The sequence below is a fragment of the Aromatoleum buckelii genome (assembly GCF_012910785.2).
Classification (GTDB): Bacteria; Pseudomonadota; Gammaproteobacteria; order Burkholderiales; family Rhodocyclaceae; genus Aromatoleum; species Aromatoleum buckelii.
This window is the reverse complement of sequence record NZ_WTVH02000008.1, coordinates 169,673-190,641: the sequence shown is the minus strand read 5'-3', so window position 1 is coordinate 190,641 and position 20,969 is coordinate 169,673. Positions and strand designations below refer to the sequence as shown.

Below are 20,969 nucleotides of genomic sequence, written 5' to 3'. Positions count from 1 at the left end.
TAGGTCTTGCCCGGCGAATCGGACGAATGGGTGGCAGCAATACGCTATAGCAGCGACTCAAGTCCGCAACACGCTATACCGCCTGAACACCCCCACCGGCAGCGCCCGCTCCAGCCGCCACGTAATCGACAGCGGCCGATCCCCCTCACACCGCTCCAGCCTCACCGGCCCCAAGGCCCGATACGCCTGCCCGCGCGCCTCCCGCACGAACAGCTGGAACTGCCATCCATTCCCCGGCGACTCGCAATAGCGACTCCCGGCTGCGGTGTCCGGGCCGGCGGTGCGCTGCGACTGCCAGTGGAAGAGCTCCGGGCTGATCGCATAGTCGTGGTAGGCGATGCGTTCGTTGAAGCCGTCGCGCTTGTCGAGGGTGACGAACAGGAGTTCGGTCTTGTGTTCGGGTAGTGCCAGCACGCCGGCCTGGAAGGGGGCGCGGCGCTCGGGGCTGAGCCAGCCGACGGCGGTGAGGATTTCGCGGATCTGGTAGGCGGCGTGCAGGGTCAGCGGCCAGGCGGTGGGGGCGCCGGGGAGGGGCTGCGGGTCGAGGTCGGCGCGTTCGTCGAGGCAGGTCGCGAGCTGGGCGAGTTCGCGGCATATTGCCGGATTGGCAACCATGCGGGCGAGGAAGGCGGGCACATCCATCAGGGCGCTGCGGTCGCTGAAAATTTGGTAGGCGAGCATCTGAATGCGCCGTTGCTCAGCTGGGGCAAGGTGAGCGCACTGCGCGAGGAGCGCCGCGGGGTCTTCGGCGACGCGGCGCAGGATCAGCAGGTGCTCGGGGTCATCGACGTGCAGCAGCGCGCCGAGGTGCTTGCCGAGATAGGTCTCGTCGGGGTCAGGCGCGGCGTGTTCGAGGCCAGCGACGCGGCAGAGCGCGGTCCAGCCGGGCTTGCCGTCGTAGAGGTCTTCGAGGCCCAGGCATTGGTCGCGCACGAATTCGGCGAGGGTCAGCGGCGCACCGCGGCGGGTCGTGGCGTAGTAGCGCAGTTCGGCAGTGAGGCGGCGCCAGTTCTGGTTGCTGATCTGGCGCAGGCCGCTCAGCACGCGCTCGCGCGCGACGCGGTCGAACTGGATGTGGCAGCCGGGCGGCAGTGTCGTGAAGCCCTGTTCGACGGCCTCGATGAGCTCCTGGCGGTTGAGGCCGGTGATCGCGCGGTAGAGGAGGTCGAAGCGGAAGTCGTTCTGTAGCCGCCCGACGAAGTCGAGGACGAGGCAGCTGTCCTTGCCGTCTGCGAGGCGCAGGCCGCGGCCGAGCTGCTGCTGGAACACGACCGGGCTTTGCGTCGGGCGCAGGAGCAGCAGGGTGTTGGCTTCCGGGATGTCGACGCCCTCGTTGTAGAGATCGACGGTGCACAGCACTTTCAGCGTGCCGGCGGCCAGCTCCTGCGGGGCGCGTTCGCGCACGTCCCGCGGCGTGGCGCTGGTGATCGCGAGCGCGGGAAGGCCGGCCTGCGTGAACCGTTCGGCCATGAAGTTCGCATGGGCGATATCGACGCAGAACGCGATCGCGCGTATGGCGCCATGGTCGGCGACGTATTGCTCGATCGCGTGGATCACCAGACGGGCGCGCGCGTCGTTGCCGCTGATGACGTTGGCGAGCTGCGCGAGTTCGCCGGGCTGGTTCCAGCGGACCCCGGAGAGGTCGGTGCTGTCGGTGCTCGCGTAGTACTCGAAGGGCGCAAGGAGCTGCTGGTCGAGCGCGTCCCACAGGCGCAGCTCGACGGCCGGACTGCCGTCAGGGCGTGCGTCGAAGTATTGAAGCACCGAGCGTCCGTCCGCGCGCTCGGGCGTCGCGGTGAGGCCCAGCAGGAAGCGCGGGCGGATCGCGGTGGCGAAGGCGTCGAACTGGCTCGCCGGCAGGTGGTGACATTCGTCGATGACGACGGTGTTCCAGTAGTCCGCGCCGTGGCTCGCGAGGAGATCACGCGCGGCAACCGACATGATGGTCGCGAAGAGGTGTTCGCTGCTCTCGGGCTGGCTGCCGTCCGCGAGGAGTTCGCCGAAGGACGGCGCGCGCAGCACCTGCCGGTAGGTTTCGATGGCCTGGCGCAGCAGTTCGACGCGATGCGCGACGAATAGTAGACGCGGCTTTCCGCCCTGCTGCTCGCACAGGCGCTTGTAGTCGAAGGCAGCGACGACGGTCTTGCCGGTGCCGGTGGCCGCGACGACGAGGTTGCGCGTGCGGCCGTGGCGCCGCTCGGCGGCGAGGCGGTCAAGCATCGCCTGCTGGTAGCTCTTGGGCTGAAGGTCGAACCAGGTCGGCGTCGCGATCGGCTCGAAGCTTGTACCCCTGGCCTGCTGCAGCGCGCGGCGCAGTTCGAGGCGGTGCTGGTCGTCCTGCGGGTCGAAGCGCTGGAATTCCGGGTCGTTCCACAGTGTCTCGAAGTGCGCCTCGGCTGCGGCGAAGAGGTCGGTCTGCCCCGCCTGCGTGAATTTCGCCGTCCATTCGACGCCGCCCAGCAATGCCGCGGCCGACAGGTTCGCGCTGCCAACGAAGGCGGTGCCGAAGCCGGTCGCGCGGTGGAAGAGCCACGCCTTTGCGTGCAGACGGCTGCGGCGCCCGTCGAGCGAGACGCGCAGCTCGACGCCGGGCAGGGCCGCGAGCGTCTCGACGGCGCGAGCTTCGGTCGCGCCGGTGTAGGTCGTCGTGATGATGCGCAGCCGCGTGCGCGGTTCGCCCTGCGCCCCGACTGCGGTGATGGATTCCAGCACGTCGAGGAGTTTTCGCAGCCCGCTCCACGTGATGAAGCTGACGACGATGTCGACGCGGTCGGTTGAACCGAGCTCTGCGCGCAATTCCGCAAACAGCGACGGATCTGCCCGGCCGGCCGTGAACAGCCAGGGTGCAAGCACGCCGGTCGGAGGCTGCGCCGGACGAGGCTGTCCACGATAGATCGAGCGCAGCGCGAGGACGGGCGCAGTCCAGTTGCCGGCTTGCACGTCGCCACCACGTAGTTGCCCGAGCAAGCCGTTGATCAGGGCGAGTTCGCGCTGCTCGCGGCGGCTGTCATCCTTTCCCTCGGCAGCGTCGTCGAGCAAGTCGGGCAGCAACCGCGCAAGCATGTCGAGGAGCCGCTGGCGTCGCGCCGCCCCGGTGAGCTTTTCGACGTCGGCCTGACCGGCATCGCGCAGTTCCAGTGCGAGTTCGCGGATGCGCTCGTTGACGAGCAGGTCGTAGAGGCCGTCGGGAAGGAGGGTCATGGGCGCGAGTCCTGCTGTCGGGTTACCCCAATGAGGGTATCGCGAAAGCATACCTCGTACATTCGCGGGCAACCGTGTTAGCCAGGCGCGATTACACGAATGCCCAGAGGGCACGTGACCGAAACGATCTTCACCAGTCTCCAGTTCCCCCTCTCGGAGACGCCATGCGCATCAAAGGGTCAGGTTCTTGACGGCTTGCCCGTTCCAGCCATTTCCGGCCCGTGCCTGGCCGGATTCGGACCGCAAGATTTCAGCGACAGGCCCGTCTTACTCGATCACGTTCCACAGTCTCCAGGCGGGAGTCGGTAGGGTGGAACTGCTCCGCCACTAGGCCCACCGCCGGCATTGGCTGCTCGCGTGGGCGTGCTTCGGAACTTAGAAAGGTGCCGATCGATCATAAGCTTACCTCGATCCCCGGCCGCAGCTGAACTGGCCGGACTTGGCGCGCTCGGTGCGGAACAGGGATCGACAGGATGCTCGTCCGGATGGACATGCGGGCGAGACACCAGTCAGACGGACGCCACCCCAGGCAGGAGGATGATATGAGCTCGATCTATCGCAAGTCTTTGCTGGCCGGCGCACTTGCGGCGCTCGTTGCGGTCCCTATGGGGGCTGCTGCGGACTCGTACACTGAAGGCCAGACCAAGCACCAGATGCGCTCGCCGATGGGAGCTTCAGGACAGGTCCAGTCGATGACCCCGAGTCAATTGCGCGGTACCCAGGTCATCGATGCGCGCGGGGAACAAATCGGTTCGGTGAAAACGGTCGTCCGCAGCCGCCAGGACGAAAACATCCATGCGGTGATTTCCGCGGGTGGTTTTCTCGGTGTCGGCGACAGGGAAATCACGGTGCCGCTCAACCGCATGCGCTACGAGGACGGCAAGCTGCGTCTGAGCGCGAGTGTGGATGAACTGAGGGCAGGCCCCGAGTACCGTCCGGAGCAGTACGTCGAGCTGCGGCCGATGGATCAGCCGATCAGCGAGTTCTCGGCGCTCGAGACGATGCCGGACGACTCCACACGTTATCGTGGGGAGGGCACTCCTTGGGACAGCGAGCGCAGTGCGGATCCGGATGCGCCGTATCCGGAGGGCTGGAGGGTCACTCCGTAATCATTCGGGAATGATGGCCGGGCGAGGTTCGCCCGCCACGCGGCAAAAGCCGGCACTACGGGTGCCGGCTTTTTTCGATCGTTCAGAATGCCGGCTCGAGGAGACAACCGGCGGAGCACTTGTCATCAGTCGCGTGTGCCGTCGCGGCGCTCTTCCCGAACCTCGCGCACGACCTCGCCCTCGATCACGATTCCCTGGCCTGGTTTCGGCCCACGATGGGCGGACGCTCTAGCGTGCGTCTGGTTGGCGCGCATGGCCTTGCGCAAGTCCCGTGTTTTCCACCAGACATAGCCCCAGAGCAGGACTGCCGCGGCCACCACCACGGCAAAGAAGATCACGGAGAAAGTCAGTGCAAGGCCAAAGATGACCGCAGCAGCGGCGATCGCACCGAGCTTCTGCAGCAGGCCGACAGGTTTCGACGGGTTGTGGTTGAGGTTTTTCAGAAGGGCTTCGAATCTCGGACCGCGTTGCATGCATCTTCCTGGTTGTGGCTCGACGTGTGAGGTGGACCGCCTGGGGCGAAAAAATTCCCTGGTGACGGGCCTTTCACCGGTGATGGATCGCCAAGTTTGCGCTACCACGGGGTGGAGGCAAACAAGGTCAGCGCATGCAGCAGCAATCCGATCCCGCCTCCCACGATAGTGCCATTGAGCCGGATGAACTGAAGGTCACGACCGACGCTCAGTTCGAGTTCACGGACGAGGTCCTCGTCCTTCCAGCTTCTTATCGTCGAAGCGATGTGGCGGGACAGCGCGTTCCGGAGATCGTCCGCGAGCGCGACCACGGCTGATTCGAGATGGCCGTCGACAGAGTCGCGCAAGGCGGGGTTTTCGACGAGGGCGTTGGCGAAAGCGCTTGTGGCGGCGCTGATTCGTTGCCGTAGTCGCGAGTCCGGTTCATGAAGATCCTTGCGCAGCCAAGCTTTCAGCTCGTCCCACAGGCTATCCAGGTAACGTGCCAGAACCGGATGCGTCAATACGTCCAGCTTCGCGGCATTGACCCGCGCCTTGAAGTCGGCGTCGTTCTTCATGCGGGCAATGAATTCGGCCACCGTTTCGTCGAAGGCCTGCCGACGCGGGTGCTGCGGATCGTCCCCGATGTCGTGCAGCCAGCCGTTGATGCCCCTTACGATGCCGGCGGCGATCCTGCGGGAGAATTCGTCCGTGTTGGTGACGAGGCCCACCGTCTTCAGGGTCTTCGGGTACTCCTTGCCGGCGATCTCGATGATCATCGCGGCGAAGGCGAGCTGCACCTCCGGGTCGTCGAGCCAGCGTGCCAATCGTTTGAGCGCAGCGTCGAGCAATTCCTGATGCCGCGCGTCGACCGTCAGGGTGTCGAGGATGTGTCCCGCCACTTCTGATACGTCGATCGCCCTGAGTCGTTCTCCGATCCTTGCAGCCAGCAGGCTGCGCACGCGCTCGTCGTCGATGAAGTCCAGCCACCCGGCCAACACACCCGCCAGCTTCCCAGCGACGATTTCAGTATTGTCCCGCTGCCCCAGCCAGCCGCCCAGCCGCTCGGCCGGGCCGAACGCGCGGAGCTTGTGGACGAGGGTGTCGGTCGCGAGGAACTTGTCGCGAACGAATGCCGCAAGGTTGTCGGCGAGCCGCTCCTTGTTTGCCGGAATGATCGCAGTGTGGGGAATCGGTAGCCCGAGGGGATGTCGGAAGAGTGCAACGACAGCGAACCAATCGGCTAGGGCACCGATCATCGCGGCTTCGGCAAAGGCTGCGACCCAGGCCCAGATTCCGGCCCCTTGCTGCAAGCGGGCGACCACGAACAGCGCCGTGACCGCGACCAGCAGCGCGGCGGCCAGCCGTTTCATCTTCGCCAATTGACGCGCCTTCGCGTCCCCCGATGCGGATGACATATCATTGGCTCCGTAGGAGGCGTTCATGAAAACGCCGGCTTGCGGCGTTGCACGAAGGGTAGCTTGCAATGCGTATTACGGTAAGACGGTGACGTATATGGCGCGCGATGGGAGCTTCTTGACGGGCGCAGCGCTTGCTCTGGCGCGGCATTGGAGCTCGGAGCGAAAGCCGGACTTCGTGACGAGAAAGAACGAGGGAAAGGAGATTGCAATGGATTCAGGATGCAATGGTCGCCCCAAGCACCGGGTCTTCCCGTTCCTGTGGGCAGCCGCGGTTGCGATACTGCTGTCGTTGTCAGCGTACGGCCACGAGCCGGCGCGTGGCGAGAAGAGTTCTCCTCGGGAAACGAGGACCGGGCTCGCTTCGTACTATGCGCGTAGCCTGCATGGACGCGAAACCGCAAGCGGTGAGACCTTCGACCGGAGCGAGATGGTCGCAGCGCATCCCAGCTATCCCCTCGGTACACGCGTGCGGGTCACGAACCGGAAGAACGGGCGGACGGTCGTGGTCCGCATCAACGACCGAGGGCCGACGAAACCGAGCCGGAAGGAGGGCGTGATCATCGATCTCTCCCCGGCAGCCGCGGCCAAGCTCGGCATGATCAAGGACGGCAGGTCACGCGTGAAGGTGGAGGTGCTGGAATGGGGTGACGACGAGCGGCAGTGAGCCCTGTGACGGGGCGTCGGAGATGCCCTTCGACAGGGGAACAAAGAAAGATCGGAAGATGTCTCGAAGGGGGTTGACGGGCGCGGCCACGGCCGTATAATTCGCTCCCTTGCTGCAGCGATGTAGCAGTTCTTTAAAAAGTTGAACAACCGATAAGTGTGGGTACTGGGTTGCTGCGGTGGTCGAACTGCCTTCGGGTGGATTCGGCAATTGCAAAGATTGAGTGCTCGCAAGTCAGAGATGATTTTGAGTACTTTGTTGGATTGAACTTAAGAGTTTGATCCTGGCTCAGATTGAACGCTGGCGGCATGCTTTACACATGCAAGTCGAACGGCAGCGGGGGCTTCGGCCTGCCGGCGAGTGGCGAACGGGTGAGTAATGCATCGGAACGTACCCAGTCGTGGGGGATAACTACGCGAAAGCGTAGCTAATACCGCATACGCCCTGAGGGGGAAAGCGGGGGACCTTCGGGCCTCGCGCGATTGGAGCGGCTGATGTCGGATTAGCTAGTTGGTGGGGTAAAGGCCTACCAAGGCGACGATCCGTAGCTGGTCTGAGAGGATGATCAGCCACACTGGGACTGAGACACGGCCCAGACTCCTACGGGAGGCAGCAGTGGGGAATTTTGGACAATGGGCGCAAGCCTGATCCAGCCATGCCGCGTGAGTGAAGAAGGCCTTCGGGTTGTAAAGCTCTTTCAGACGGAAAGAAATCGGGCGGGTGAATATCCCGCCTGGATGACGGTACTGTCAGAAGAAGCACCGGCTAACTACGTGCCAGCAGCCGCGGTAATACGTAGGGTGCGAGCGTTAATCGGAATTACTGGGCGTAAAGCGTGCGCAGGCGGTTGTGTAAGACAGGTGTGAAATCCCCGGGCTTAACCTGGGAACTGCGCTTGTGACTGCACGGCTAGAGTACGGCAGAGGGGGGTGGAATTCCACGTGTAGCAGTGAAATGCGTAGATATGTGGAGGAACACCGATGGCGAAGGCAGCCCCCTGGGCCGATACTGACGCTCATGCACGAAAGCGTGGGGAGCAAACAGGATTAGATACCCTGGTAGTCCACGCCCTAAACGATGTCGACTAGTTGTTCGGGAAGGTAACTTCCTGAGTAACGCAGCTAACGCGTGAAGTCGACCGCCTGGGGAGTACGGCCGCAAGGTTAAAACTCAAAGGAATTGACGGGGACCCGCACAAGCGGTGGATGATGTGGATTAATTCGATGCAACGCGAAAAACCTTACCTACCCTTGACATGCCTGGAATCCTGCAGAGATGCGGGAGTGCCTTCGGGAGCCAGGACACAGGTGCTGCATGGCTGTCGTCAGCTCGTGTCGTGAGATGTTGGGTTAAGTCCCGCAACGAGCGCAACCCTTGTCGCTAATTGCCATCATTAGGTTGGGCACTTTAGCGAGACTGCCGGTGACAAACCGGAGGAAGGTGGGGATGACGTCAAGTCCTCATGGCCCTTATGGGTAGGGCTTCACACGTCATACAATGGTCGGTACAGAGGGTTGCCAAGCCGCGAGGTGGAGCCAATCCCACAAAGCCGATCGTAGTCCGGATCGTAGTCTGCAACTCGACTACGTGAAGTCGGAATCGCTAGTAATCGCAGATCAGCATGCTGCGGTGAATACGTTCCCGGGTCTTGTACACACCGCCCGTCACACCATGGGAGTGGGTTTCACCAGAAGTAGGTAGCTTAACCTTTCGGGGAGGGCGCTTACCACGGTGAGATTCATGACTGGGGTGAAGTCGTAACAAGGTAGCCGTATCGGAAGGTGCGGCTGGATCACCTCCTTTCAAGAGATGACGCCGCGGCGGCGCAGTATCCACAACTTATCGGTTGTTCAGGCAACGAGAGCCTCGAAGGCATGAGGGTCTGTAGCTCAGCTGGTTAGAGCACCGTCTTGATAAGGCGGGGGTCGTTGGTTCGAACCCAACCAGACCCACCACACGATCAAGCGGGGGGATTAGCTCAGCTGGGAGAGCACCTGCTTTGCAAGCAGGGGGTCGACGGTTCGATCCCGTCATCCTCCACCAGCGTTCGGGGGTGGGCAGAAGCAGGCGTCGAAGGGCTAAGCGGTGCGGATCGTCGGGTCCGCAGCGCTTAGGCCTTGGCAGGTTTTTGAGGTCGCGTTCTTTAACAAAGTGGAAGAAGTAAAGTGTGCGACAGTGGGCCGCAAGGCGCACTGTTGCATGGGTTGGTGTGATTGCATTTTTGCATTCATCTGCGCTTTGAACCAGCGGCAGGTGAGTGCGCGCACAAGCGTGAGTTCGTCTATGGCGGTGGGTGCCCTGGCAACACAGGGTCCATGGTTATAGGATCAAGCGACTAAGTGCATGTGGTGGATGCCTTGGCGATCACAGGCGATGAAGGACGTGCAAGCCTGCGAAAAGCGGGGGGGAGCTGGCAATGGAGCTTTGATCCCCCGATGTCCGAATGGGGAAACCCACTCCTTTTGGAGTATCCCGCGCTGAATACATAGGCGTGTGGAGGCGAACGCGGCGAACTGAAACATCTAAGTAGCCGCAGGAACAGAAATCAACCGAGATTCCCCAAGTAGTGGCGAGCGAACGGGGAGGAGCCTGCACGACTAAACCATCTACTTAGCAAAACGGTCTGGAAAGTCCGACGATACAGGGTGATAGTCCCGTATGCGAAAAGTAGGTGGCGGGTCTGAGCGTGCGACAAGTAGGGCGGGACACGAGAAATCCTGTCTGAAGATGGGGGGACCATCCTCCAAGGCTAAATACTCGTGATCGACCGATAGTGAACCAGTACCGTGAGGGAAAGGCGAAAAGAACCCCGGGAGGGGAGTGAAATAGATCCTGAAACCGCATGCATACAAACAGTGGGAGCCTCCTTCGTGGGGTGACTGCGTACCTTTTGTATAATGGGTCAGCGACTTACGTTCAGTAGCGAGCTTAACCGAATAGGGGAGGCGTAGGGAAACCGAGTCTGACAAGGGCGATTGAGTTGCTGGGCGTAGACCCGAAACCGGATGATCTATCCATGGCCAGGATGAAGGTGCGGTAACACGCACTGGAGGTCCGAACCCACTAATGTTGAAAAATTAGGGGATGAGCTGTGGATAGGGGTGAAAGGCTAAACAAATCCGGAAATAGCTGGTTCTCCCCGAAAACTATTTAGGTAGTGCGTCGTACGGACACTTGCGGGGGTAGAGCACTGTAATCGTTGGGGGGGTCACTGCGATCTACCCCGCGATAGCAAACTCCGAATACCGCAAAGTGATATACGGCAGACAGTCCTGGGGTGCTAACGTCCTGGGACAAGAGGGAAACAACCCAGACCGCCAGCTAAGGTCCCAAATACATGGCTAAGTGGGAAACGAAGTGGGAAGGCCCAGACAGCTAGGAGGTTGGCTTAGAAGCAGCCATCCTTTAAAGAAAGCGTAATAGCTCACTAGTCGAGTCGTCCTGCGCGGAAGATGTAACGGGGCTCAAGCCATGAACCGAAGCTGCGGATCTCGCAAGAGATGGTAGGGGAGCGTTCCGTAAGCCTGCGAAGGTGTCTCGAGAGGGATGCTGGAGGTATCGGAAGTGCGAATGCTGACATGAGTAGCGATAAAGGGTGTGAAAAGCACCCTCGCCGAAAGCCCAAGGTTTCCTGCGCAACGTTCATCGGCGCAGGGTGAGTCGGCCCCTAAGGCGAGGCAGAAATGCGTAGTCGATGGGAAACGGGTCAATATTCCCGTACCGGTCCTAGATGCGATGGGGGGACGGAGAAGGTTAGGCCAGCCGGGTGTTGGACGTCCCGGTTTAAGCGTGTAGGCGTGCCCCGTAGGCAAATCCGCGGGGCTGAGCTGAGGCGTGATGACGAGGGCTCTTTGAGCCCGAAGTGGTTGATACCATGCTTCCAGGAAAAGCCTCTAAGCTTCAGTCTAGGATCGACCGTACCGCAAACCGACACAGGTGGGCAGGTAGAAAATACCAAGGCGCTTGAGAGAACTCAGGAGAAGGAACTCGGCAAATTGATACCGTAACTTCGGGAGAAGGTATGCCCCGTTAGCTTGTAGGAGTACATCCGAAGGGCGAAGGGGCCGCAGAGAATCGGTGGCTGCGACTGTTTATTAAAAACACAGCACTGTGCAAACACGAAAGTGGACGTATACGGTGTGACGCCTGCCCGGTGCCGGAAGGTTAAGTGATGGGGTGCAAGCTCTTGATCGAAGCCCCGGTAAACGGCGGCCGTAACTATAACGGTCCTAAGGTAGCGAAATTCCTTGTCGGGTAAGTTCCGACCTGCACGAATGGCGTAACGATGGCCACACTGTCTCCTCCTGAGACTCAGCGAAGTTGAAATGTTTGTGAAGATGCAATCTCCCCGCGGCAAGACGGAAAGACCCCATGAACCTTTACTGTAGCTTTGCATTGGACTTTGACGGGACTTGTGTAGGATAGGTGGGAGGCTGTGAAGCGGGAACGCCAGTTTCCGTGGAGCCAACCTTGAAATACCACCCTGGTGTCGTTGAGGTTCTAACCTTGGCCCGTGAATCCGGGTCGGGGACCGTGCATGGCAGGCAGTTTGACTGGGGCGGTCTCCTCCCAAAAGGTAACGGAGGAGTACGAAGGTCGCCTAGACACGGTCGGACATCGTGTTGATAGTGCAATGGCAAAAGGCGGCTTGACTGCGAGACCGACAAGTCGAGCAGGTGCGAAAGCAGGTCATAGTGATCCGGTGGTTCTGTATGGAAGGGCCATCGCTCAACGGATAAAAGGTACTCTGGGGATAACAGGCTGATTCCGCCCAAGAGTTCACATCGACGGCGGAGTTTGGCACCTCGATGTCGGCTCATCACATCCTGGGGCTGTAGCCGGTCCCAAGGGTATGGCTGTTCGCCATTTAAAGTGGTACGTGAGCTGGGTTTAAAACGTCGTGAGACAGTTTGGTCCCTATCTGCCGTGGGCGCTGGAAGTTTGAGAGGACCTGCTCCTAGTACGAGAGGACCGGAGTGGACGCACCCCTGGTGTACCGGTTGTGACGCCAGTCGCATCGCCGGGTAGCTAAGTGCGGAAGAGATAACCGCTGAAAGCATCTAAGCGGGAAACTCGCCTCAAGATGAGACTTCCCCGGGGCCTCGAGCCCCCTGAAGGGTCGTTGAAGACCACAACGTTGATAGGTCGGGTGTGGAAGCGCAGCAATGCGTTGAGCTAACCGATACTAATTGCCCGTGAGGCTTGATCCTATAACCCTGGATCCAACACCGCGACAACTCACCGAAAAACGCATCACGCCCCTCCCCCACACTTTGCTTCCCCACTTTGTTACCCTTTACAGTCTGACGACCATAGCCTCCTGGCCCCACCCCTTCCCATCCCGAACAGGACCGTGAAACAGGAGCGCGCCGATGATAGTGCCCACTGCGGGTGCGAAAGTAGGTCATCGTCAGACTACCCCTTGCACCGAAAAGCCGCTTCCCCCTCCACGGGAAAGCGGCTTTTTGCTGCCTACTCGCCGCAGAAAACCCCCTCACGCCCGATCGGCCATAAGCGCCGCGTCGCCCCAGCGGAACGAACGCCCAGCGGCCCTCGGGCCTCTGCTTCGACCGCAGTCCAGCCTGCGTCTCGACAGCCTCCAGTTTCAGAACCCCTTCGTCACGACCACCCGGCTCTGCCCGCCGGGCAGGCGTTTGACGTGGATTCGCGTGCCGATGCGTTCGGTCATTTCCTGCACGTGCGATATCACGCCGACAGTGCGTCCCATGGACTGCAGGCTGTCGAGCGCATCGATTGCGACCCGCAGGGTGTCGGAATCCAGGCTGCCGAACCCTTCGTCGATGAACAGCGACTCGACCTGCACGCGATGCGAGGACAGGGACGCGAGGCCTAGCGCGAGTGCGAGGGAAACCAGGAACGATTCGCCGCCGGAAAGCGAATGGACCGAGCGTTGTTCGTTGCCCATGTCCTGATCGACGACCATTAGCCCCAGGCTGTTCGGTACGCGTTCAAGCCGGTAGCGCCGCGCGAGATCCTTGAGGTGCGAGTTGGCGTAGGCGAGCAGGATGTCCAGCGTGAGCTGCTGCGCATAATTGCGGAATTTCTTGCCGTCCGCGGCGCCGATGAGTTCGTTCATCTGCCACCAGATGCGGGCCGCCCGGGTCTGGGCGTCGATTGCTTCGGCGAGCTTCGTGGAATGCTCGCGCACTTCGGCGTCGCGGCGCAGTGTGAGTTCGAGCTCGCCGATTTTGTCGCGCAGCGCGGTGATGGCAATGACGGTTGCAGCGAGCGCGGCTTGCAGTGCGTCTGGCGTATCGACACCCGGCGCCGGCGCGGTCGGGCGGCTGCGCTCGTGCGCTTCGCGCAGGTCGCGCAGCCTGTCGAGCCCGCCGTTCGCGCTCGCGACCGCCGCCTCGAGTTGCTGCAACGCTTCGCGCTCGGTCGCGATCCATGCTGCGTCCTGTGCCAGCAGGAAGCGCAGGGCGGTGAGGTCGAGATCGGCGATCTCGGTCTGCCGGTTCTGCTGCCGCTTGAACGCCACGAGCCACTCGTCGAGCGTTTTCGCGGCGCAGCGGGCGGATTCCGCGATCGTCGCCGCTTGCCGGGCCAGTTCGGCGAGGGTCGACTGGCGGCTGGCGAGTTGCTCTCCGGCCTCCTTTGCCGCCTGTTCGCATGCGTCCCGGCGCTGGCGTGCAGCGGCCAGCGCGTCATCCAGCCCAGCTTCGATTTCGGCAATGGTCAGGGTGTCGGCGGATAGCGGGGTCAGCGGGCCGGATCGAGCCGTCAGAGTCATGCCGGCGAAAACCGTGCGGCGGGCAGCCTCTTTTCCGTCGAGCGCGCGGCGAAGCTCATCCGCTGCCGCGTCCGCCTGTCGCTGCCGCAGATTTGCCTGTTCGACGAAGCGCGCCATCCCGACCGCTTCGGTGTCGAGCTTGGTGATCTCCGCCTGCAGCGTTGTCGCGGTGTCCCGTTGGGCGTTCCATTCAACGACGGACTGGCGACAGCCGGCGTGGTAGGCACCGGGATCGGCTTCCCATGCGGCGCGCCAGATCCGCTCGTCGCCCGCCGGTTGAAGATGTGCGGCGTCCAGCTGGGCGAGCAGATCCTCAAGACGGATTTCGTGCTGCGCCTGCATTTCGGCGGCGGATTGCACGGCCGCGGCTGTGCGGTCTGCGGCCGATTGCAGCCGCGTGACGGCCTCGCGGGCGACATGCTCGGCTTTGCGGCTATCGTCGAGTGCCTGCTGCGCCGCCTGCCGTTTTTCCTGCGCATCGCGGTACGCGGCTTCGTCGGTGGCGAGGCTCTGCGCCGCGCGGCGAAGTTCCGTGTTGCACGCTGCGAGCCACGCCAATGTCGCCGGGCCGTCGTCGGCCGGCGTCGACGCGAAAAACTCGCAGAGGCCTCGCAGGGCCTCCCGCCACGTGTCGTGCAGCGCCGCCTGCTGCCGATCGAGCGCCGCGAGTCGGGCCGCGATTTCCGCCCGCTGGCTATCGCGGGTTGCGGTGTCCTTGGCGAGCGCCTGTTCCTCGATTGTCAGCGCATGCAGGATGCTTTGACAGCGTTCGCGTTCCCCAGCAAGCCGGGTGAGCGCGTCATCGAAGGCCGGGTGCGGGGCGACATAGGGGTGGTCAACGGCGCCGCACACCGGGCAGGGCGCGTCCGGCCGAAGTTGTGTGCGCAACGCTTCAACGCTCGCCTGCGTCGCCTCGAACACGACTTTCCAGCTCTGGTCGGCCTGCGCAAAAGCGGCTTCCGCAGCCGGTCGCAGCGCGCGCAGTTGCGCAGCGCGTGTCTGGTTCGCTGCCACGGCTTGGCGCTGCGTCTCGCACTGAGTGGCGAGATCGTTTCGCTGCGCCAGGAGAGTGCACAACTCCCGCCAGATGTGCTCGGCGAACTGGGTGGCCTGCTGCTTCGTCTCGAGCGCCGACCGACGGGCGGCGAGCGTCGCAACATCGAAGCATTTGAGTGCGTTCGTCGCCGCCGCCACTTCGGTATCCCGCCGCGCCAGCTCGTGCGCGGTGGCGACCTGCGTGTTCAGAGCGGCCTTCAGCGCGTCGGCCTCGCTGCGGGCCTGCGGTGTGAGCTGCTGCAGCTTTGTGCCTGCGGCGAGTCGGGCCCGGCGTTCGATCGCCGCGTGCTCGAGCAGCGAATCCCACTTGATCCAGCCTTCTGCCAGCGGCGCGAGCTGCACCGAGGCGGCGAGCCACGCGTGGGCGGCTTCGAGCCGGGCGAGTGTGCGGCTGCGCGCGGCGGCATTGCCGTCGGCATCGTTGCAGGCTTTGACGAACGCCGTTGCGGCTTCTTCGCGCGCGCGTGCAGCCTTCGCATGCTCGGGACGCAGCGCGGCGATTTCGGTGTCCAGTTGCCGCGCACGGGCGATCAGCGGGTGGAAGTGCTGCTGCACCGCCTCGGCGTCGGCAAGGGCAGCATCCGCGGCAATCCGGCTGGTGTTCGCTGTCGCGACGAGGCTGGCAGCGGCCTCGACGGCCGCTTCGGCTTGCGCCGCGCGGGCAGTGGCGTTGCCGTGTTCGCGCGCCAGCCGCTCGGTCTCGGTGACCATTGCGCGGGCTGGCTGAACCGCTTCGACGTGGACGAGATGTTCGCGCCGCACGCTCGCCGCTTCGCGCTGCGCGAGTGCCCTGTCGAGCATCGCGCGAGCCTGGGCTTCACGTTCCCGCGCCAGGTCGAGGTCGCGGTGCCACTGGAGTTGCGTCTGCAGCTGCCTTTCCAGCGCTTCCTGCTCGGCGAGCGCAGCTTTCGTGCCGGCCCGCCCCTCCTCGAGGTGCGTGCGTTCCTCCGCGGCAAGCGGCTGCTGGTCCTCGAGTTGCGCCTTCAACGCTTCAAGCTTCTGCTGCTCCAGCTTGTTGCGCTCATAGGCGCGCCGCGACAGCACTTCGAAGCGGTCGGTCGCGGTGAGCGTCTGCAGCAGCGTCGCGCGCTCGTCTTCGCCGGCCTTGAGAAAAGTGAAGAACTCGTTCTGCGCGAGCAGCACGGCGCGGGTGAATTGCTCGAACGAAAGCCCGATGCGCGCGGCGATCGCCGGCAGCACCTCGGATTTCAAGCGCCCGCCGACCGGCTGCAGATCCTCGATGCGACACAGCGACATCTCGGACTGCTGCAGCTTGCCGTTCGCCTTGCTGCGCGCCCGGCGTACGCTCCAGCGGGCACGGTAGCCGACGCCGTCATTGCCGCGAAAGTCGACTTCCGCCTGCGCTTCGGCGCAGCCGCGGCGCAGGATGTTGCGCCGGTCGTTCGGCAAAGTCGTTTCCGTTCCGACGTCGGGCAGCTCGATGCCCCGTCCGCCGGCGCTGCGCAGGCGTGGCGTGTCGTCGAAAAGCGCGAGACACAACGCGTCGAGCAACGTGCTTTTGCCCGCGCCGGTGGGGCCGCTGATCGCGAAAAGCCCGGTCGAGGCGAGCGGCTCGGCCTGGAAGTCGACTTCGAACGCGCCGGCCAGCGATGCGAGGTTGTTGCCGCGGATCGCGAGGATCTTCACGCGGATGCCCTCTCAGCGGGCTCGATCGCGAGTTCGGCGAAGGCCGGCGCGAGGGCCCCGAGCAGAGCTTCGCGCTCACCGGGATCGCCGCCGATACGCTGTTCGCACAAGCGCGCGAACACTGTTTCCGGTGCGAGCCGTTCCAGATCGCCGAGCGACATTGCGGAACTGGCAGGCGCATCGCCGCTGCGCGAACTGGCCGGGTCGATGCGCGCGAGCCGCACCGGCTTGCCGGCAAGCGCTGCTTCGATTCGAGCGCGCAGCCCCGGCTCAGGAGCGTCGAGCCGGACGCGCACTTCGAGGTAGGGATGGGCATGCGCGGGACGTTCGGCTGTCGCGCCTGGATCGAGCGCTTCGAGCAAGGGCAGGACTTCGTCGATCGAGGCATGGGTCTTCGGCACGCGGATCAGCTCGACGCTGCGCGGCACATGTACCGGACGAATTTCGGCGACAGCTTCGCCGTCGAACTCGACGCATACGACCTGGTGCGGATAGTCGAGCTCGGCGAACGACATCGGCAACGGGCTGCCGCTGTAGCGGATGTGGTCGCGGCCGCCGACCGCTTGCGCCAGGTGCAGGTGCCCGAGCGCGACGTAGGCGATCCCCGCATCGAAAATGCCGGCGGGCAGCGCTTCGGCACCACCGACGACGATGCGTCGTTCCGAGAGTTCCGAGAGCTTGCCGTGGGCCATGTGGCAATGTCCCATTGCGACGATCGCTTGGCCTGGCTGGCGGCGCGATTGCGCCACCGCGAGCGTGTGGCGATAGAGCTCGGCGACGCCCGCGAGGTACGGGTCGCGCTCGCCTTCGCCAGCGACGCGGGGCACGTCGCCCGGGCGCAGGAACGGAATCGCGAGGCACCACGCGGCGACAGCCCCTTCGCGATTCTTCAGCGGCACCACCAGACGCTCGACGTCGATCGACTGATCGGCGCAGCGATGGACATGGCCGACGACGGCGGCGTCGAACAGCTCCAGGAACGGCGAAGTCGCTTCGAGCCGCCCCGGAGAGTCGTGATTGCCCGCGATGATGACGATCGACAGATGGGGCATGCGCTCGCGAGCGGCGGTGAGGAAACGGTACAACTGGTGCTGAGCCCCGGCCGAAGGATTCGCGTTGTCGAAGACGTCGCCGGCGATCAGCAAGACATCGGGCTGCTCGGTGGCGATCAGGGCCAGCAGCCAGTCGAGGAATTGCTGATGCTCGTACGTGCGGTCGAAGTCGTGCAGGGATTGGCCGAGATGCCAGTCGGAGGTGTGCAGGAGCCGCATCGGGAGCTCGATTCCTTTGTCGGGGTCCGCCGTATTGTGCCCCAGTCCGGGTCGCGGTATCGATACGATGTCTACCGATGGTGCGCACGGCAGGGGCGTGACCATGAGTCGACACACGGCATCCAGCCGTGATGTGCGAGAGTTCGGCCGACTGCGACAACGAGCGGGCCACCGCGCCGTACGGTACGATGCGAGTCGTTCCTCCGCACAGGCCCCTGCCAGATCCGCAGGGTTCGATAGCGGCACAACAAGGTCCGGCGGAGGCGGGATGAACAATTCGCTTTCGTCCGCCGACAAACAGGGAAAACGATGAGGAAAGCCCAGGGAATCGGGAACATCCGAGGTTTGGCATCGGCCGTATGCACGCTGCTCGCAGGCTGCGCCGCGGTCCCCGAGCCGGTCGCCGAAGTCCAGCCGCCGGCCCCAGTCGAGGTGCGGTTGCCGAAAACGGTTCGCGCGCCTGCCGCGCCGGCTGCCCCGCCCCGTGCGTCCGTTGTGCTCCCCGCGGCACCTCCGGCATCGGAGCCGCCGGAGGCGATTTCCTCGCCGGCGCCGGTCGCTCCGATTTCGGCGCCACGCTACCCGGGCCGCCAGCAAGGCGTCGCACGAGTGCTGGAGCTGCTGCCGCCGAGCGTGACGCGGGACAGGAACGGCTGGGCCGGGGACATCTTCGCAGCTTTTGTCGCGTTGCGTCTCGCGCCGACCGCCGAAAACTTCTGCGCCGCGATTGCGGTCATCGAACAGGAGTCGGGCTTTGTCGCCGATCCGGTGGTGCCGGGCCTGTCGCGCATCGCGTGGCGGGAAATCGAGGCGCGTCGCCGGCGCTTCCATATCCCGAAGCTCGCGCTGGATGCTGCGCTGGCGAAACCGTCGCCGAACGGCCAGACGTACAAGCGCCGGCTCGATACGCTCCGCACCGAGCGGGAGATGAGCCTGCTCTATGACGACATGATCGCCGAGCTGCCCGGCGGCGGGTTGCTGTTGAGCGGCTACAACCCCGTGCACACCGGCGGGCCGATGCAGGTCAGCATCGCGTTCGCCGAAGCGCATGCACGGACTGCAGGGGAATACGGCGGCGGGGTCGGCAAGGGGCTGCGCAACACGGTATTCACTCGTCCGGGCGGGCTCTATTTCGGCATCGCGCACCTGCTCGATTACCCGGCGCCGTATCACGACCCGCTGTTTCGCTTCGCCGATTTCAACGCCGGGCATTACAGCAGCCGCAATGCGGCATTCCAGCAGGCGGTGGCGCGGCTGGCCGGCGTCAAGCTGGTCCTCGACGGGGATCTGCTGCGCTACGAAAACGGAGAACCGAGCGGCGAAGCCAGCGCGACGCAGAAAGCCGTGACCACGCTGTCCGGGCGGCTGAAGCTCGATTCGGCGGAGATCCTTGCGGCGTTGCGGCAGGAAAAGCGCGACTCGTTCGCGCGGACCCAGCTTTACCTGCGCGTCTTCGCGATGGCCGACCAGGCGGCCGGAGCCCGCGTGCCGCGCGAAGCGATGCCGCGCATCGAGCTCAAGAGCCCGAAGATCCAACGCAAGCTGACGACCGCGTGGTTTGCCGAGCGGGTGCACATGCGCTATCGCGCCTGCATGAAGCGCGCACCGGTCGCCTGACGTCGACGGGGTTCCGAAAGGGGCTCGTCGCGCCGGGCAGGAGGAGATCCAGCAATGCGAACAGATTCCTGGCAGCGGGCCGGTCACGCGAAGCGGCTCGTCGTGGCCGGCGCCATCGCCGGAATCGTTGCCGGAATCGTCGCGACCGCTGCGCAGCTCGCGTTGTGGTGGATCTTCTCCGACGCGCTGCCCGGAATCCTCTTTCGCGATGCCCGGCTCGCCGCGGCCATCGTCATGGGGCCCGGCGTGCTGCCGCCGCCGGCGACCTTCGACGTCGGCGTGATGCTCGTCGCGACAGTCGCGCATTTCGCCCTGTCGATCGTCTACGGCATCGTGCTCGCGCCGCTGGTCGCCGCGCTCGACGCCCGCCGGGGGTTGCTCGCCGGCGGAGTATTCGGCCTCGCGCTGTTCGTGGTGAACATGTACGGCTTCACGATCGTGTTTCCGTGGTTCGATGCCGCGAGAGACTGGATCACCGCCGCGGCCCACGTCGTGTTCGGCGTCACGGCAGCCGGTGTCTGCCGACACCTGTCAGCGCGATAGCGCGCCAGCGGCGCCGGCGATGGGCGGCATCCATCCGGGGGGCGCATCTTCGAGCACTGTCCCGTTCCCTGGCGCATCGCGTTTGCGCCGCCCCGAATCGGGGAATAGACTGATGTCATTGTTCCACCCCTCCCCGGAGCATTGCCATGACCACGATGAAAGCAGCCGTCTTCAAAGCGCCCGGTCGCATCGAACTCGTCGATAAACCGGTTCCACCGGTCGGTCCGAACGACGCCCTGATCCGCATCACGACGACAACGATCTGCGGCACCGACATTCATATCCTGAAAGGCGAATATCCGGTTGCGACCGGCCTGACGATCGGCCACGAGCCGGTCGGCGTCATCGAACGGCTCGGCAGCAACGTGCAGGGCTACGTCGAAGGGCAGCGCGTGATCGCGGGCGCGATCTGCCCGAGTTTCACGTCCTACGGCTGCCAGGACGGCGTGCCGTCGCAGGATGGCGGCCATGTCGGCCACGGCTACAAGCCGATGGGCGGCTGGCGTTTCGGCAACACGATCGACGGCGCTCAGGCCGACTACGTGCTGGTGCCGGACGCGATGGCGAACCTCGCCCCGGTTCCGGACGGCCTCACCGACGAGCAGGTGCTGATGTGCCCGGACATCATGTCCACCGGTTTTGCCGGCGCCGAAGCCGCGAACATCCGCATCGGCGACATCGTCGCGGTGTTCGCACAGGGGCCGATCGGGCTGTGCGCGACCGCCGGTGCGAAGCTGCGCGGTGCGAGCCTGATCATTGCCGTCGATGGCGTCGACGAACGTCTGCGGATCTCGCGCAACATGGGCGCCGACGTGACGCTGAATTTCCGCGAAGTCGATGTCGTCAGCGAAATCCTCAGGATCACCGGCGGGCGCGGCGTGGATGCCGCGATCGAGGCGCTCGGGCTGCAATCGACGTTCGAATCGGCGCTGCGCGTGCTGAAGCCGGGCGGCACGCTGTCGAGTCTGGGCGTGTATTCGAGCGACCTGACGATCCCGCTCGGTGCGTTCCACGCCGGCCTCGGCGACAACCGGATCGTCACGTCGCTGTGCCCCGGCGGCAAGGAGCGGATGCGCCGGCTGATGAACGTCGTCGCGTCCGGTCGCGCCGATTTCGGCGCCCTCGTCACGCACACCTACGCGCTCGACGACATCGTCGCCGCCTATGACCTGTTCGCGAACCAGCGCGACGGGGTGCTGAAGATCGCGATCAAGCCGTGAGGCGAGTGGCAGCG

General features: G+C 64.1%; 10 protein-coding genes, 2 tRNA genes and 3 rRNA genes. 10 read left to right on the top strand and 5 right to left on the bottom strand.

The features are described 5' to 3' along the window. Positions 1-57 precede the first annotated feature (57 nt). Complete coding sequence (locus GO608_RS02805) at positions 58-3,201, bottom strand: DUF3427 domain-containing protein (RefSeq protein WP_247002799.1); 3,144 nt, start codon at positions 3,199-3,201, stop codon at positions 58-60. A gap of 542 nt (positions 3,202-3,743) precedes the next feature. Here GO608_RS02805 and GO608_RS02800 point away from each other — a divergent pair. Then, positions 3,744-4,310, top strand: coding sequence for a PRC-barrel domain-containing protein (locus GO608_RS02800; protein ID WP_169200545.1), 567 nt, complete (start codon positions 3,744-3,746; stop codon positions 4,308-4,310). A gap of 125 nt (positions 4,311-4,435) precedes the next feature. Here the strand turns inward: GO608_RS02800 and GO608_RS02795 are convergent, their stop codons facing one another. Both GO608_RS02795 and GO608_RS02790 read right to left on the bottom strand, forming a co-directional pair. Beyond that, positions 4,436-4,783 carry a hypothetical protein gene (locus GO608_RS02795; RefSeq protein ID WP_169200546.1) on the bottom strand — a complete coding sequence of 116 codons (348 nt, stop codon included), beginning with the start codon at positions 4,781-4,783 and terminating at the stop codon, positions 4,436-4,438. A 101-nt stretch (positions 4,784-4,884) separates the two neighbouring features. Further along, positions 4,885-6,207, bottom strand: coding sequence for a DUF445 domain-containing protein (locus GO608_RS02790; protein WP_247002797.1), 1,323 nt, complete (start codon positions 6,205-6,207; stop codon positions 4,885-4,887). Here GO608_RS02790 and GO608_RS02785 point away from each other — a divergent pair. From GO608_RS02785 to rrf, 6 genes are all read left to right on the top strand, one after another. After that, entirely contained in the window at positions 6,206-6,847 is a 642-nt protein-coding gene (locus GO608_RS02785) for a septal ring lytic transglycosylase RlpA family protein (protein WP_247002795.1), read from the top strand. The two genes, GO608_RS02790 and GO608_RS02785, sit on opposite strands and share 2 nt — an antisense overlap. 265 nt (positions 6,848-7,112) lie before the next feature. Beyond that, a 16S ribosomal RNA gene (locus GO608_RS02780) occupies positions 7,113-8,650 on the top strand. Positions 8,651-8,725: 75 nt separating this feature from the next. Continuing rightward, positions 8,726-8,802: transfer RNA gene (locus tag GO608_RS02775), tRNA-Ile, on the top strand. A gap of 12 nt (positions 8,803-8,814) precedes the next feature. Further along, positions 8,815-8,890: transfer RNA gene (locus GO608_RS02770), tRNA-Ala, on the top strand. Between the two features lie 282 nt (positions 8,891-9,172). After that, a 23S ribosomal RNA gene (locus GO608_RS02765) occupies positions 9,173-12,057 on the top strand. A gap of 92 nt (positions 12,058-12,149) precedes the next feature. Next, a 5S ribosomal RNA gene (rrf, locus tag GO608_RS02760) occupies positions 12,150-12,263 on the top strand. Together the 16S, 23S and 5S rRNA genes with 2 tRNA genes alongside form the textbook arrangement of a ribosomal RNA operon. 189 nt (positions 12,264-12,452) lie before the next feature. Here the strand turns inward: rrf and GO608_RS02755 are convergent. Together GO608_RS02755 and GO608_RS02750 are read right to left on the bottom strand one after the other, a co-directional pair. Next, positions 12,453-16,304 carry an AAA family ATPase gene (locus tag GO608_RS02755; RefSeq protein ID WP_169199988.1) on the bottom strand — a complete coding sequence of 1,284 codons (3,852 nt, stop codon included), beginning with the start codon at positions 16,302-16,304 and terminating at the stop codon, positions 12,453-12,455. After that, the gene (locus GO608_RS02750; protein ID WP_169199987.1) at positions 16,301-17,575 is read right to left on the bottom strand and encodes an exonuclease SbcCD subunit D C-terminal domain-containing protein; all 1,275 of its coding nucleotides are present in this window, start codon (positions 17,573-17,575) and stop codon (positions 16,301-16,303) included. Before GO608_RS02750 ends, GO608_RS02755 begins: the two co-directional genes overlap by 4 nt. A 609-nt stretch (positions 17,576-18,184) precedes the next feature. On the opposite strand from GO608_RS02750, the gene GO608_RS02745 reads away from it, so the two are divergent. The 3 genes from GO608_RS02745 to GO608_RS02735 all read left to right on the top strand — a co-directional run bounded on the left by GO608_RS02745 (position 18,185) and on the right by GO608_RS02735 (position 20,955). After that, entirely contained in the window at positions 18,185-19,192 is a 1,008-nt protein-coding gene (locus tag GO608_RS02745) for a DUF1615 domain-containing protein (protein ID WP_247002793.1), read from the top strand. Between the two features lie 54 nt (positions 19,193-19,246). Further along, complete coding sequence (locus GO608_RS02740) at positions 19,247-19,735, top strand: sodium:proline symporter (RefSeq protein ID WP_169199985.1); 489 nt, start codon at positions 19,247-19,249, stop codon at positions 19,733-19,735. Positions 19,736-19,881: 146 nt separating this feature from the next. After that, on the top strand, positions 19,882-20,955 hold the full coding sequence (locus GO608_RS02735; protein ID WP_169199984.1) for an NAD(P)-dependent alcohol dehydrogenase: 1,074 nt from the start codon (positions 19,882-19,884) through the stop codon (positions 20,953-20,955). Positions 20,956-20,969 lie beyond the last annotated feature (14 nt).